The organism is Pseudolabrys sp., assembly GCF_050250095.1.
Classification (GTDB): Bacteria; Pseudomonadota; Alphaproteobacteria; order Rhizobiales; family Xanthobacteraceae; genus Pseudolabrys.
Genome location: NZ_JBFWPH010000002.1, coordinates 395,674 through 408,509, shown reverse-complemented (window position 1 = coordinate 408,509; position 12,836 = coordinate 395,674). Strand labels below are relative to the sequence as shown.

11 protein-coding genes are annotated in these 12,836 nt (G+C 65.2%); 4 read left to right on the top strand and 7 right to left on the bottom strand.

Features of this window, described 5'->3' with window-relative positions; genetic code table 11:
* Positions 1-9 precede the first annotated feature (9 nt).
* Together AB7F10_RS07175 and AB7F10_RS07170 are read left to right on the top strand one after the other, a co-directional pair.
* Complete coding sequence (locus AB7F10_RS07175) at positions 10-540, top strand: TRAP transporter small permease (protein WP_428559178.1); 531 nt, start codon at positions 10-12, stop codon at positions 538-540.
* Between the two features lie 8 nt (positions 541-548).
* Positions 549-1,895, top strand: coding sequence for a TRAP transporter large permease (locus tag AB7F10_RS07170; RefSeq protein ID WP_428559180.1), 1,347 nt, complete (start codon positions 549-551; stop codon positions 1,893-1,895).
* A 10-nt stretch (positions 1,896-1,905) separates the two neighbouring features.
* Here the strand turns inward: AB7F10_RS07170 and AB7F10_RS07165 are convergent, their stop codons facing one another.
* The 3 genes from AB7F10_RS07165 to dctP are packed head-to-tail and all read right to left on the bottom strand — an operon-like array spanning position 1,906 to position 4,763.
* Positions 1,906-3,219 (bottom strand): TRAP transporter large permease, encoded by a 1,314-nt coding sequence (locus tag AB7F10_RS07165; protein ID WP_428559182.1) that lies wholly within the window; start codon positions 3,217-3,219, stop codon positions 1,906-1,908.
* 34 nt (positions 3,220-3,253) lie between these two features.
* Positions 3,254-3,769 carry a TRAP transporter small permease gene (locus AB7F10_RS07160; RefSeq protein ID WP_428559185.1) on the bottom strand — a complete coding sequence of 172 codons (516 nt, stop codon included), beginning with the start codon at positions 3,767-3,769 and terminating at the stop codon, positions 3,254-3,256.
* Positions 3,770-3,800: 31 nt separating this feature from the next.
* A complete protein-coding gene (gene dctP / locus AB7F10_RS07155; protein ID WP_428559187.1) occupies positions 3,801-4,763 on the bottom strand; it encodes a TRAP transporter substrate-binding protein DctP in 963 nt (320 codons plus the stop codon).
* A 278-nt stretch (positions 4,764-5,041) separates the two neighbouring features.
* Here dctP and AB7F10_RS07150 point away from each other — a divergent pair, with 278 nt between their 5' ends.
* Positions 5,042-7,201 (top strand): thiamine pyrophosphate-dependent enzyme, encoded by a 2,160-nt coding sequence (locus AB7F10_RS07150; RefSeq protein WP_428559189.1) that lies wholly within the window; start codon positions 5,042-5,044, stop codon positions 7,199-7,201.
* Positions 7,198-8,754, top strand: coding sequence for an indolepyruvate oxidoreductase subunit beta family protein (locus tag AB7F10_RS07145; RefSeq protein WP_428559191.1), 1,557 nt, complete (start codon positions 7,198-7,200; stop codon positions 8,752-8,754). Before AB7F10_RS07150 ends, AB7F10_RS07145 begins: the two co-directional genes overlap by 4 nt.
* A 132-nt stretch (positions 8,755-8,886) precedes the next feature.
* On the opposite strand, the gene AB7F10_RS07140 is transcribed toward AB7F10_RS07145, so the two are convergent.
* Genes AB7F10_RS07140 through AB7F10_RS07125 form a run of 4 tightly spaced genes read right to left on the bottom strand, consistent with a single transcriptional unit; the run spans position 8,887 to position 12,830 of the window.
* Positions 8,887-9,621, bottom strand: a complete 735-nt coding sequence (locus AB7F10_RS07140; protein WP_428559193.1) for an SDR family NAD(P)-dependent oxidoreductase — start codon at positions 9,619-9,621, stop codon at positions 8,887-8,889.
* Entirely contained in the window at positions 9,618-10,400 is a 783-nt protein-coding gene (locus AB7F10_RS07135) for a cyclase family protein (protein ID WP_428559195.1), read from the bottom strand. The genes AB7F10_RS07140 and AB7F10_RS07135 overlap by 4 nt, the downstream gene beginning before the upstream one ends.
* Before the next feature lie 13 nt (positions 10,401-10,413).
* Positions 10,414-11,655 (bottom strand): SDR family oxidoreductase, encoded by a 1,242-nt coding sequence (locus AB7F10_RS07130; protein WP_428559197.1) that lies wholly within the window; start codon positions 11,653-11,655, stop codon positions 10,414-10,416.
* Positions 11,652-12,830 (bottom strand): thiolase family protein, encoded by a 1,179-nt coding sequence (locus AB7F10_RS07125; RefSeq protein WP_428559199.1) that lies wholly within the window; start codon positions 12,828-12,830, stop codon positions 11,652-11,654. The genes AB7F10_RS07130 and AB7F10_RS07125 overlap by 4 nt, the downstream gene beginning before the upstream one ends.
* Between the last annotated feature and the right edge of the window lie 6 nt (positions 12,831-12,836).

The following is a 12,836-nucleotide window of genomic DNA, read 5'->3' as shown; positions in this document are numbered from 1 at the left end:
CAGGGACGCATGAGCCTCCACGCCGGCGCCGACAGCGACGACGAAGCTCCGCCGCGCCCGATCAGCGCGGCGGAACGGGCGCTGCTTGCTGTCGCTCTGGCCGCGCTTGCGCTGATCTGCCTCGTCGTCACCTACACCGTCATTGCGCGGGTGATTCATGCGCCGCTGATCCCTGACGACGTTCAGATCGTTCGGCAGCTTCTCGTCGTGGTCATCATTTTCCCGATGGCTGCGGTCACTGCGCTGCGCATGCATATCGCGGTGACGATCTTCACCGAAAAACTCAAGCGCGGCGCAAAGGGTCGGCTCGTCGTATTTGGCGACCTGCTCGGCCTTGCACTGTTCACGGTGCTGCTGGCCGGCGCGGTGGAACTGTTTACCGCCTCGTTCTCGTCCGGCGAGTATTTCGACGGCGACATCGATATCCCCTACTGGATGGTGCACGGCGCCTACATGGTCGCCATCGCGGTCTTATGGCTGCGGACGGCTGCGATGACTTGGGCCGATGTCGCAGTCCTGCGCACGATGCCTGTCAGATAGCCGCTGTCATGGATCCGGTCGCCCTCGCCTGCTTGATCCTGGGACTCGTCCTCGCGCTGATCGTCTTGCGCGTGCCGGTCGGCTTCGCGCTTGGCGTCGCCGCCTCGATCGGACTTTTGCTGTTCTTTTCATGGCGGCCCGGTTCTGCCTTCGATCTTGCGCGCGGGCTGCGCCCGACGCTGTCGATCCTGACCAGCACGCCGTTCGAGTTCATCAGCAATTACGAACTCAGCATGATCCCGCTGTTCATCGCGCTCGGTCACGTCGCCTATGCCGCGGGTATCACCACCGACCTCTACAGCGCGCTGCGGATCTGGCTCGCGCGCATCCCCGGCGGGCTCGCGCTCGCTTCGGTGGTCGGCTGCGCGGGCTTTTCGGCGATCACCGGATCGAGCGTCGCCTGCGCCTCCGCGATGGGAAAAATCGCGGTGCCGGAGATGCTGAAATACCGCTACGACGCCAGGCTCGCGACCGGCGCGGTCGCGGCCGGCGGGACGCTCGGCTCCCTCATCCCGCCGAGTCTGTTGTTTGTCATCTATGCGATCTTCACCGAGCAGTCGGTCAAGAACCTGTTTCTGGCCGGCATCGTGCCTGGCATTCTGTCGCTCGCCGGGTACATGATCACAATCTGGGTGTGGAGCAAGCTGCGGCCATCGCACGCGCCGGCGCCCGAAGAGCTGACCTTCGCACCTGACGTGCGGCGGCGGGCGCTTGTCAACACCTGGCCGGTCATCGTGCTGCTCGCGGTCATCATCGTCGGCATCTATGGCGGCTTCTTCACCCCGACTGAGGCCGCAGCGGTCAGCCTTTCACTCGCCGTCGTCATCGGCTTTCTTCGCCGTCACTTGACGGTGGCGAGCCTGATCGAGGCGCTGCGCGAAACGCTGCTGCAGACCTCGATGATCTTCCTGATTGCGATCGGCGCAAAGCTGTTCGTGTCGTTCGTCTCGCTGACGCGAGTCTCACCGACTTTCCTCGACTGGCTGCAAGGCACGCATGCGCCGCTCATTCTCATCGTCGCGGCGATCGTGCTGCTCTATCTCGTGCTCGGGATGTTTCTCGACTCCATCGGGATCCTGGTGCTGACGTTGCCATTCACCGTGCCGCTGATCGAGGGCTATCACCTCGATCTGGTCTGGTTCGGCGTCGTGGTCGTCAAGCTTCTGGAGATCGGGCTGATGACGCCGCCGATCGGCCTCAACGTCTTCGTCATCAAATCGGTATCGCCGCCCGGCGTAACACTCGAGGCGATCTTCAAGGGCGTGAGCTGGTTCCTGCTGCTCGACATCGTCGTGCTGCTGCTGATCCTGCTCTTTCCCTCGCTGTCGCTGTTCGTTCCGGCGACGGCTTACTGACGCCCGCGTTCTACATCACCGCCGCGGGAAGCCACGTTGCGATGGCCGGGAATAGCAGGATCGCGCCGAGCAACAGCAGGCTCATGATGATGTACGGCGTCACCGCCTTGAAGATGTGCATCATCGTCACTTCCGGCGGGGCGACGCCCTTCATGGTCATCAGCAGCAGGCCGTGCGGCGGCAGCAGCAGCCCGAGCTGCATGCAGATGAGGTAGAGAACGCCGAACCAGATCAGGTCGACATTGAGCCGCTCCACGATCGGCATGAAGACCGGCAGCGTGATCAGCATCATGCTGACCTGATCGACGAAGACGCCGAGGAAAATCAGCAACAGCAGCATGCCGGCGATGATCGCCGCAGGCGACAAGTCGTGGCTGAAAATCGTCGAGACGATGCCGGAGGTCGCGCCGGAAAAGCTCAGGATTTGCGAGAACGTCGTCGCCCCGAGGATGATAAAGAGGATCATCGCCGAAATACCGACAGTGCCCTTCAGCGATTGCATCAGTGCATTGAACGACAGCGAGCGGTACAGCACCGCGAGGCCGATCGTGGCGATGGCGCCGAGCGCGGCGGATTCGGTTGGTGTCGCGAATCCTCCCGACATCGCGCCGACGACGACGACAAAGATCGAGATCAGCGGGATGACGTAAAGCACCAGCAGCCGGTATTTCTGCCAGCCGGTACGCGGTTCAAGCTCGGTTGCCGGCGCGAGTTGCGGGTTCAACAGCACCCGAGTCACAATATAGCCGACGAAGGCCGCGCTCAGGATGAAGCCGGGCACCACGCCGCCGATCAGCAGCTTTGAGATCGAAATTCCCGACAGGCTGCCGAGCAGAACGGTCAGCGCCGACGGCGGGATCAGCATATCGACCGCGCCGATCGCCATGATCGGCCCCGTCGCCATCACCGGGTTGTAACCCCGCGACAGCATGACCGGCAGCATCAGCGAACCGAGCATCGCGGTGGTGGCGATGGTCGAGCCCGAGATCGCAGAAAACACCGTGCCGGCAACCACCGCAACCACCGCGAGGCGGCCCGGTACCTGCTTGATCAGGCGCTCGATGCCCTCGATCACCTTCAACGCAAGGCCGGTGTGAAAGAGTACCTCGCCCATCAGCACGAACAGCGGGATCGGCGTCAGCGCGAAGTTCGAAACGGCGATGACGCTGTTGCGCACGATCTGCTCCAACCCGACCGAACCGCCGAGATAAAGGATCGCGCCGACGATATTGACGGCAATGAAGGTGAAGGCGACCGGAATGCCGAGGAACAGGAGAACGGTCGAACCGCCGAGCAGCAGGAGAGCGGAGAGTTGCCAGGTCATCGTGTTGTCATCGGGTGGCTGCGATGCCTGCCGCTCAGGATGCCGAAACCGCATCGGAACGCGGCACGCGTTCCGACAAGGCGAGTTGCCGCATCCGGAAGATGAACTCTACCGCCACCATCAGAAAACAGACCGGCAGCGGCGCAAAGATCCACCACTCCGGAAAGACGATGGTCTTGATCGAATAGGAGCCCGCCGCATAACTCATCATAGTGACGCGAACGCCGTACCAGATGAAGAAAAGGCAGCAGATGATGCCGGTGACGTCACCGATCCACTCGATTGCCCAGGCGATGCGCGGCGGAATGGCGCGCAGGATGATGTCGACGCGGATATGCTGACCGCGCCGGAGCAAGCCCGGCGCGGCCAGAATGGTCGTCAGATAAAGCCCGTACTCCGAAAGCTCGTTGCTCGGCGGAATGCCGCCGGCTCCGATATTGCGCAGCACAACATCGAAGCCGATCATGAACGTGATCACGAGCAGGATGATCGCGGCCAGCACGATCATCCCGTCGAGGACACGTCCATAAAGCTGCGACAACCGCTCCATCGCGGATTTGGCTCCCGGATGCGCGTTGCCGTTACTTCGAGAAGAAGCCTTTCAGCTTCGGCCCGTGCTCGGGGCTCTGGCGGATCACGCCTTCCCAGCCCGCGGCATAAGCCTCGTCGTAGAACTTCTTGGATCCAGCGGCGTCGAACTTGATGACCTGGATGCCCGCCTTGGCCTGACGCTCGGTGTCGGTGGCGTTGAGCTTGGTGAAGTCCGCCACCGCCGCCGCCTCGGCGTCCTGCGCCGCCTTGGTGATAACGGCCTTCTGCTTGTCGTTGAGCTTGTCCCAGGTCGTCTTGTTGATCAGCACCGACACCTCGGCCGAGTAGAACCCGGGATCGACACGATACTTGGTGCGCTCGTGCCAACCGAGATCGAAGATGCCGGTGATCGGCCAGCCATAGCCATCGACCACGCTGCGCTCGAGCGCCGTATAGACCTCGCCCGGAGCGGTCTGCACCACCGTCGCGCCGAGCTTCTGGAAGAAGTCGCGATAGACCGGCGTGATGCGCAGCTTGAGGCCGGTCAGGTCCGGCTTGTCGATCTTCTTGTTGAGGTAGAGATGGAACGGGTTGTTATCGACCAGCCGTGCGAGAAAGACTGCGTTGAGCTTCTGCGCATAGAGCTTCTGCATATAGTCGAAGCCGCCGTTCTTGCGCAGTTCCGCCATCGGCCGCTGTGTCAGCTTCCAGGCGTCGGCTTCCGGCATCAGGTTGGTGTAGAAGGCGCCGGTGACGTTGGCGATGTCGACCACGCCGTTCTTGAGAGCGTTACCGACCTCGAATGGCGGCATCGCCTTCGGCCCGCCGATATAATTGATCCGGATGACGCCCTTGCCGTCCGTGTTGACGCGCTCGACGAAGTGTTCGAACCCGCGCGAATAGGTCGTCTTCTCGGCGAAGGACGAAACGGCCCGAAGCGTGACCTCTTGCGCCGCCGCCTGCGCCGACACCCCGAGCGTCAGCATGGCCGCTGCCACGAAAATCCTACGCATGGTTCCTCTCCTCTTTTTGTCCCTTTGTTTGGCTCAGTTGCGATGAGCATGCCGGCAAAACGGAGCGTGCGGGAGGGACGACGCTGGGCCTTTCCTGCGGCCCTCGGGGCCGCGGCAACCCGGCCAGAGTGGCGAAGCGCGGCCACCAGCCCCATATTTCCCCCTTACCCCTTCGTATCGACAGCCCAATCATTTTATGTTTGAAATATTGATACCGTAGCCCCGCGCTGAATGGAAGCCAGAGCCCGTTCGGGCGCACAACGACGTGGACTTTTTCGATGGCCGAAAGGTCGTTCGCCAGCGAAGTGCACAAGCTGACACTCGGTGAAGGTCAGGAATTTCGGGGCGAAGGAATCCTGGCCATTACCAAGGCGCTGCTGCAATCCGGCGTCGGCTATGTCGGCGGGTACCAGGGTGCCCCGATCTCGCACCTGATGGACGTGCTCGCGGACGCCCAGGAGCTTCTGGCCAAGCTCGGCGTGCAGTTTTCCGCCTCCGCCTCCGAGGCCGCCGCCGCCGCCTCGCTCGCCGCCTCGATGATGTATCCGATCCGCGGCGCGGTCACCTTCAAGGCGACGGTGGGCACCAATGTCGCCTCCGATGCGCTGGCCAATCTCGCTTCCAGCGGCGTGACCGGCGGCGCGCTCATCATCGTCGGCGAGGATTACGGCGAAGGCTCCTCGATCATGCAGGAGCGGTCGCACGCCTTCGCGATGAAATCGCAGATCTGGCTGCTGGACCCGCGGCCGAACCTGCCCTCGATCGTCAAGGCGGTGGAAGACGGTTTTGAATTGTCGGAAGCCTCCAACACGCCGGTGATGCTCGAGGTGCGCATCCGCGCTTGCCACCTGACCGGCGCCTTCACCGCCAAGGACAACAAGCCTCCGGCCTTCACGCTGAGGCAAGCGCTGGAAAATCCGGTGCGCGACGTCAGCCGCATCGTGCTGCCGCCCGCCTCCTACCAGCAGGAACGCGAGAAGATCGCGCGGCGGCTGCCGGCGGCAATCGACTTCATCAAGTCGCGCAAGCTCAACGAAGTGTTCGACGGCGACGCCAGCGAGGTCGGCATTATCGTCCAGGGCGGCATGTACAACGGCGTGATGCGGGCGCTGCAGCGGCTCGGCCTCGCCGATCTCTGGGGCACGTCGCGGGTGCCGCTCTATGTCATGAACGTCACCTACCCGCTGATCGACGACGAGATCGTGGAGTTCAGCGCCGGCAAGAAAGCCGTGCTGGTCGTCGAGGAAGGCCAGCCGGATTACATCGAACAGGCGATCGGCAGCATCCTGCGCAAGCGCGACGTCAACGCCAAGCTGTCCGGCAAGGACGTGCTGCCGATGGCGGGCGAATATACCGCCGAGGTGATGCTCGCCGGCGTGCGCGGCTTCCTGCAAAGCGCGGCGCCGGACCTGCTGGCCGATCAGGCGCGCGCGCCGAACCTGCCCGTCGCCGCCGATGACCCGAAGGTGAAAGTGCTGGCGGAAACCGTACCGCCGCGCGGCCCCGGCTTCTGCACCGGCTGCCCGGAGCGTCCGATTTTCGCGGCGATGAAGCTGGTCGAAAAGGAACTCGGCCAGCACCATGTCGCCGCCGACATCGGCTGTCATCTGTTCTCGATCTTGCCGCCGTTCAACATCGGCGCGACGACGATGGGCTACGGGCTCGGCCCCGCCTCGGCCGCCGCCTTCAACGTGCAGGCCGACAAGAAATCGATCTCGATCATCGGGGACGGCGGCTTCTGGCACAACGGCCTCACCACCAGCATCGGCAATGCCGTCTACAACAAGCATGACGGCGTTATCGTCGTGGTCGACAACTATTACGCCTCCGCGACCGGCGGTCAGGACGTGCTGTCGTCCCGCGCCGACAACGCGACGCGCTCGACCAAGCATCCGATCACCAAGGCGGTCGAGGGTGTCGGCGCGCAATGGGTGCGTCAGGTCGACCGCACCTATGACGTCGCCAAAATGCGCGACACGCTGAAAGAAGCGTTGTCGAGCGACGAGCCGGGACCCAAGGTCATCGTCGCCTCCTCCGAATGCATGCTGAACCGGCAGCGCCGCGAGAAGCCGATCTTCAACAAGGCGGTAAAGGGCGGCGAACGCATGGTGCGGCCGCGCTTCGGCGTCGACGAGGATGTCTGCACTGGCGACCATGCGTGCATTCGCCTGTCGGGCTGCCCGTCGCTCTCGGTCAAGAAAACCGATGACCCGCTGAAGGACGATCCGGTCGCGGCGATCGACAACAGCTGCGTCGGCTGCGGCAATTGCGGCGAGGTCGCGGAAGCCGCCGTGCTGTGTCCATCGTTCTATCAAGCCGACATCGTCTACAACCCGACCGGCTTCGAGCGGCTGCGCGCACGGCTGCGCAACGCCGTCATCGGCTTCCTGCAACGCCGGCGCGCGCGCCGGCATCCGATGCGTCCGGCCACGGCATGAACACCCCTACCGGCCGAACCCCGCTCGACTCCACGCGGCCGCTCACCATCGCCGTGATGGCGATGGGCGGCCAGGGCGGCGGCGTGCTGGTCGACTGGATCGTCGAACTCTGCGAGGGCAATGGCTGGGTGGCGCAGGCAAGCTCGGTGCCCGGCGTCGCGCAGCGCACCGGCGCGACCGTCTACTACATCGAAGCGCTCGCCATTCCACCGTCCGCCAAGGGCAAGGTGCAGCCGGTCCTCGGCCTGATGGCTGCCTCCGGCGAGATCGACATCGTGATCGGCGCCGAATGGATGGAGGCTGGCCGCGCCATCCTGCGCGGCCTCGTCACAGCGGACCGCACCACGCTAATCGCCTCGACCCACCGGGCCTACGCCGTGGTCGAAAAGCAGACGCCCGGCGACGGCATCGCCGATCCCGCCGTAGTGTTCTACTCCGCCAAGACGAACGCCAAGCGGCTGATCGCCTTCGACATGGCCGCGGTCGGCGAGCAGACCGGCAGCGCGATTTCGGCGGTGCTGTTCGGCGCGCTGGCGGGCGCGAAAGTGCTGCCCTTCCCGCGTGAGGCCTATGAGGCGACGATCCGCCATGCCGGCATCGGCGTCGAGGCGAGCCTGCGCGGCTTCGCGCGCGGTTACGATCTCGCCGGCGCGGAACAGCCTGAAAGCTGGCAGGCCGGCAAACCGAAACAACAGCCCGGCCTGACGCCCGTGGGCAACGCTGCGTTCGATGCGCTGGTGGCGCGCGCCAGCACCGAATTCCCCGCGCCCTGCCACGACATGATCGCGGCGGGCCTTGCCCGCACCGTCGACTTCCAGGACATCGCCTATGGCCGCGAATATCTCGACGTGCTCGGCAGCTTGCTGGCCCTCGACCGCTCCTGCGGCGGCGAGGCGCGCGGCTTTGCGCTGACGCGCACCGCGGCGAAATATCTCGCGGTCGCCATGGCCTATGACGACGTCTACCGCATCGCCGACCTCAAGACGCGCGGCACTCGGTTCGACCGCGTGCGCCGCGAGGTCGCCGCCGCGCCGGACCAGCTCGTCGACACCACTGAATACATGCACCCGCGCATAGAGGAAGTGGCCGGCTCGATGCCCGCCCCGCTCGGCCGCTTCATCGAGAGCCGCCCTGCGCTGTTCCGCGCGCTCGACCGCATCGTCAATCGCGGCCGCCGCGTGCGCACCACGCGGCTGGGCGGCTTCCTGATGCTCTATATTCTGTCGGCCGGCCGGCGATTCCGTCGCGGGACGCTCCGTCACAAGACCGAAGTCGCGCATCGCGATGCCTGGCTCGCACGCGTGCGCGAGGCCCCGCCGAAAAACTACGATCTCGCCATCGAACTGCTGACCAACCGCCGTCTGGTAAAAGGCTATTCCGACACCCACAGCCGAGGCCTGTCGAAGTTCGACCGCGTCATGACGGCGGCGAAGCGCCTCGAGGGCCGCGACGACGCCGCGCTCTGGGTGCGCCGGCTGCGCGAAGCAGCGCTCAAGGACGAGGAAGGCGCGGCGCTCGACGGCGCGCTGAAGACGGTCGAGAGTTTTTTGTAGAGCGCCGCCTTTATTCCACTCACCCCCGCGAAAGCGGGGGTCCAGGAGCCAAGCTGTCAGCGTTTTATGTAATCTTGGATTCCCGCTTTCGCGGGAATGAGCGGAGTTTAGTTCGAACCGAACCGGTCTGGCTCAAATCACCAGCGTGCCGACGCTCGCGCCGCCGCAGACAAACAGCGTCTGCCCGGTGATGAAGCTGTTGCGGCGATTCGCGAAAAACAGCACCGCGCGGGCGACATCGTCGCTGCGGCCGAGCCGCTTGACGGGGATCGATTGCGCGAGGTTTTTCTCGCGGGGATCGCCTTCGGGGACCACGCTGCGGAACATGTCGGTGTCACCGATCGGACCCGGCGCGACGACATTCACCGTGATGCCGGTTGGCGCGAGTTCGAGCGCCCAGCTTCGCGCCATGCCGATCACGCCCGCCTTGGTCGCGCCATAGGCGGTGCGCGAGGCAAGACCCAGCGCGCCGCGCGTCGACATCAAGACGATCCGGCCGAAGCCGCGCTGCTTCATGCCCGGCAGCACGGCTTGCACGACCTGCAGGGCTGCGCCGACATGAAGCTGTGTCAGCGCGTCGAGGTCATCGAGCCTGGTATCTTCAATCGTCGCCGGGCGGATGATGCCGGCATTGTGGACGACATGGGTGATCGCGAACTTGCCCGCGACCTCGGCGGCCGCCCGCTTCACCGCCGCCTGATCGAGCAGATCGACGGTCACGGCGTGGAGCTTCGCGTGCGACTGCTTCGGCTTGTCGCGGTCGAGCACGACAACTTCGTAGCCGGCTTCGAGCATCTGCCGCGCGATCTCCGCGCCGATGCCGCCCGCGCCGCCGGTGACGACCGCGATGTTGGCGTCGCCGCTCATGCCGCGCCCTCGACCAGCGCCAGCACCCGCAGCGGGCTGCCGGAGCCGTTCTTGATCTTCAGGGGCGCCGCGAACACCACCGCGCCCTTGGCCGGCAGCTGGTCGAGATTGGTCAGGCATTGCAGGCCGTAGCGCCCCTTGCCGTGCATGTAGAAGTGCGCCGGATAAGGCGGATTGAAGTGCTGCGCCTGGCCGTAATCGGTGCCGATCGTCTCGGTGCCGAAGCCGTGGACGTCGCGCTCCTCGACCAGCCATTTGACCACTGCCGGCTCCGGGCCAGGCGTATGGGCGCCGTCGTCGCCGAGACCAGCATATTCGACGTAAGGCTTCTTTGCCCAGTCGGTGCGCAGCAGCACCCAGTCGCCCGGCGCGATGCGGCCGTGCTTCTTCTCCCATGCCTCGACAAACGGCACCGTCAGCGCGAAATCGGGATCGCTGGCGCATTCCTGCGAACAGTCGATCACCGAGGCCGGCGCGATGAACTTCGCCGGGTCGATGGTGTCGACCGCGTTGTTCGGCAGATCCTTGCCGGAGATCCAGTGGATCGGCGCGTCGAAATGCGTGCCGCAGTGCTCGCCAACCGTGATGTTGTTCCAGTACCAGGCCGGCCCGCGCTCGTCGTAGCGCGACACCTCCTCGATACGGAACGGCGCGCACTGGCCGAACTCCGGCGGCAGCGTGATGATCGGGAATTCCTGCGTCAGCGTCTGCGTCAGGTCGACCACCTTGATCGCACCCGTGGCAACGCGCTGGGCAAGCTTGAGAAGATCGTCGGCCATTCGTCTTCTCTCCTTAGCTCGACATTTCGCGCTCGAGCGCTTTGGGATTGACCGCAAGCCGCGCCCGCACGTCCTCGGCGATGTCGCCGACGAAAATATCCTCGAGGCCCCGCTGCAATGCCTGCACCACCGCTTTCGCAAGCGCCGACGGCGCGACCTTGGGTGGCGGCACGGTCTGGAACCACTCTGTCTCCAGCGGGCCGAAGAAGGCGTTGAGCACCTTGACGCCGCCGGGCCGCAACTCGGCGCGCAGGCATTGCGCGGCGGACAGGCACGCGGCTTCGGCGGCGGAGTAAGCGCCGAACTGCGGCCAGTTCATCAGCGCGTGAACCGACAGCAGGTTGACGAAGGCGGCGGCGGAATTGACGCCGTCGGTGCCGCGCGAGCGCATTGCCGGGCCGAAGGCCTGCGCGAGCCGCATCAGCGCGAAATATCGGATGTCCATTTCCTCGCGCGCAATGGTGAGGCCATGACGCCCGAGAATGCCACCCGGCCGCACATGCTCGGCGGTGTTGACGACGATATCGATGCGGCCGCCGTTCTGCTCGGCAAGCTCGGTGACGGACTCGGTGTCGGTCACGTCGAGCGGCACGATCTCGACCTTGTCGATTTTGCGCAGCGCGGCCTCGCCCGGAAACGGCTTCCACGGATCGGCGATGCCGACGAACACGATGTTGCAGCCGGCGTCCGAAAAGGCTTTCGCCATCGCCTGCCCGACCGCGGTGCGCCCGTCGGTGATCAGCACGCGGCGGAATTTCGGGTCGCAGGTCATCTCTCGCAGTTGCGGATCGTCGGCCATGTGCGGCGTATCCTTCCCGGGCAGCGCGATGAACACCGGCGCGCCGCCCTTGTCGAGCTTGAGGTCGAGGCGGACGCGGTCGCCCTCCTTCACGTCGCCGTGCAGATGCGTCAGCACCACCGGCCCGCAGTCGAGCTTGGTCAGCCCGGCGCGCCACGGCGTGCGTTCGCGGAAATAAGGATCGGTCGAGGTGCGGATCGTGGTCTCAACGGTGAGCACGCCGCGATTGTCGACCGGCACGAAGGGCACCCGCGCCGACAGGCATGTCGGGCAGGCGTCGCGCGGCGGGTAGAAGATCGTCTCGCATTCGGCGCATTTTTGCAGTTCGAAACGCCCTTGCGCGGCGGCGGCGGTCAGCCCCTGTGCAGTGCGGCTGCGGATCGCCTGCGGGTAAAGCGGCTGGCGCGTCCGCTTCAGCGGGTTTTTGCGTTTCGGGCGGGCAAGCGGTTCAGTCACGAGGCCCTCGCGAGCACGGCGGCGCCGGACGACAGGCCGCGGTCGTAGTTGATCATACCGAAGCCGGATACGATGGCGAGGTCGGCATCCTGCACGCGGTGGCCGATCGGCGTATCGGTCAGCTGTCGCATCGCCTCGGTAATGCCGAGATGGCCGCCGGCCGCGCCCGCCTGCCCGGTCGAAAGCTGCCCGCCGGAGGTGTTGTGCGGGAAGCTGCCGTCCGCCGTGAACGTGTGGCTGCGCACGAAATCCGGCCCCTCGCCCTTCTTGCAGAAGCCCAAGTCCTCGAACTGCATCATGACGATGACCGGATAGTCGTCATAGGTCTGCACGAGGTCGATTTTGTCCGGCGTGACGCCGGCCATCTGCCATAGTTCATCGATATCCATCGCCCAGCCGCCGCGCTCCTGCACGGTATCCTCGGCAAAGGCGTTGTGACGCTCGATGGTCGCGAGCAGCCGCACCGGCCTGAGGCCGAGCGCCTTGGCGTCGCTTTCCCGGCAGACGAGAAACGCTTCCGCACCGGCGCAGGGCATCACGCAGTCGAACAGATGCAGCGGGTCGGCGATCGGCCGCGCCGACATGTATTCATCGAGCGTCAGCGGCTTCTTCATCATCGCGAAGGGAATGGCGAGCGCATTGTGACGCTGTGCGACACAGATCTTGCCGAAATCCTCGCGCGTCGCGCCGTACTTGTTCATGTAGTTCTTGGTGATCAGCGCGAACGAGCCGTTGGCGCCGCCGGAGCCGTAGGGATAGACGGCGTCCTGCGCAAACCGCGAGAAAGTCGACAGTGTTCTGCGGAACGAGTCGACATGGTTGGTGTCGGCGGCAACGCAGGCGACGAAGCGCGCGTCGCCCGCCTGCACGGCGCGCGCGGCGCGGCGCAGCCCCACCACCCCGCTCGCGCCGCCGAGCGGCACATGATCGAGCCAGCGCGGCGACAATCCGAGATGCTGGGTGACGCCGACGGCGCTGTCGGCACCGAGCGTGAAGCTCGACAAGATCAGCCCATCGATCTCGGCCGGCTTGAGGCCGGCGGCGCGCGTCAGGTCATGCAGTGCCCGGCCGATCCACCAATGCGCGGTATTGATCGAAAAACGGCGATACGGAACCGTGGTCGGCACACAGGCCACGACGCCGTCATAAGCCGCGCGAACGGGTGCGCCGGTCATGCGCGC

Coding starts and splice junctions, on each gene's coding strand:
- AB7F10_RS07175 (WP_428559178.1), top strand. CDS start 10: ATGAGCCTCCACGCCGGCGCCGACAGCGACGACGAAGCTCCGCCGCGC.
- AB7F10_RS07170 (WP_428559180.1), top strand. CDS start 549: ATGGATCCGGTCGCCCTCGCCTGCTTGATCCTGGGACTCGTCCTCGCG.
- AB7F10_RS07165 (WP_428559182.1), bottom strand. CDS start 3,219: ATGACCTGGCAACTCTCCGCTCTCCTGCTGCTCGGCGGTTCGACCGTT.
- AB7F10_RS07160 (WP_428559185.1), bottom strand. CDS start 3,769: ATGGAGCGGTTGTCGCAGCTTTATGGACGTGTCCTCGACGGGATGATC.
- dctP (WP_428559187.1), bottom strand. CDS start 4,763: ATGCGTAGGATTTTCGTGGCAGCGGCCATGCTGACGCTCGGGGTGTCG.
- AB7F10_RS07150 (WP_428559189.1), top strand. CDS start 5,042: ATGGCCGAAAGGTCGTTCGCCAGCGAAGTGCACAAGCTGACACTCGGT.
- AB7F10_RS07145 (WP_428559191.1), top strand. CDS start 7,198: ATGAACACCCCTACCGGCCGAACCCCGCTCGACTCCACGCGGCCGCTC.
- AB7F10_RS07140 (WP_428559193.1), bottom strand. CDS start 9,621: ATGAGCGGCGACGCCAACATCGCGGTCGTCACCGGCGGCGCGGGCGGC.
- AB7F10_RS07135 (WP_428559195.1), bottom strand. CDS start 10,400: ATGGCCGACGATCTTCTCAAGCTTGCCCAGCGCGTTGCCACGGGTGCG.
- AB7F10_RS07125 (WP_428559199.1), bottom strand. CDS start 12,830: ATGACCGGCGCACCCGTTCGCGCGGCTTATGACGGCGTCGTGGCCTGT.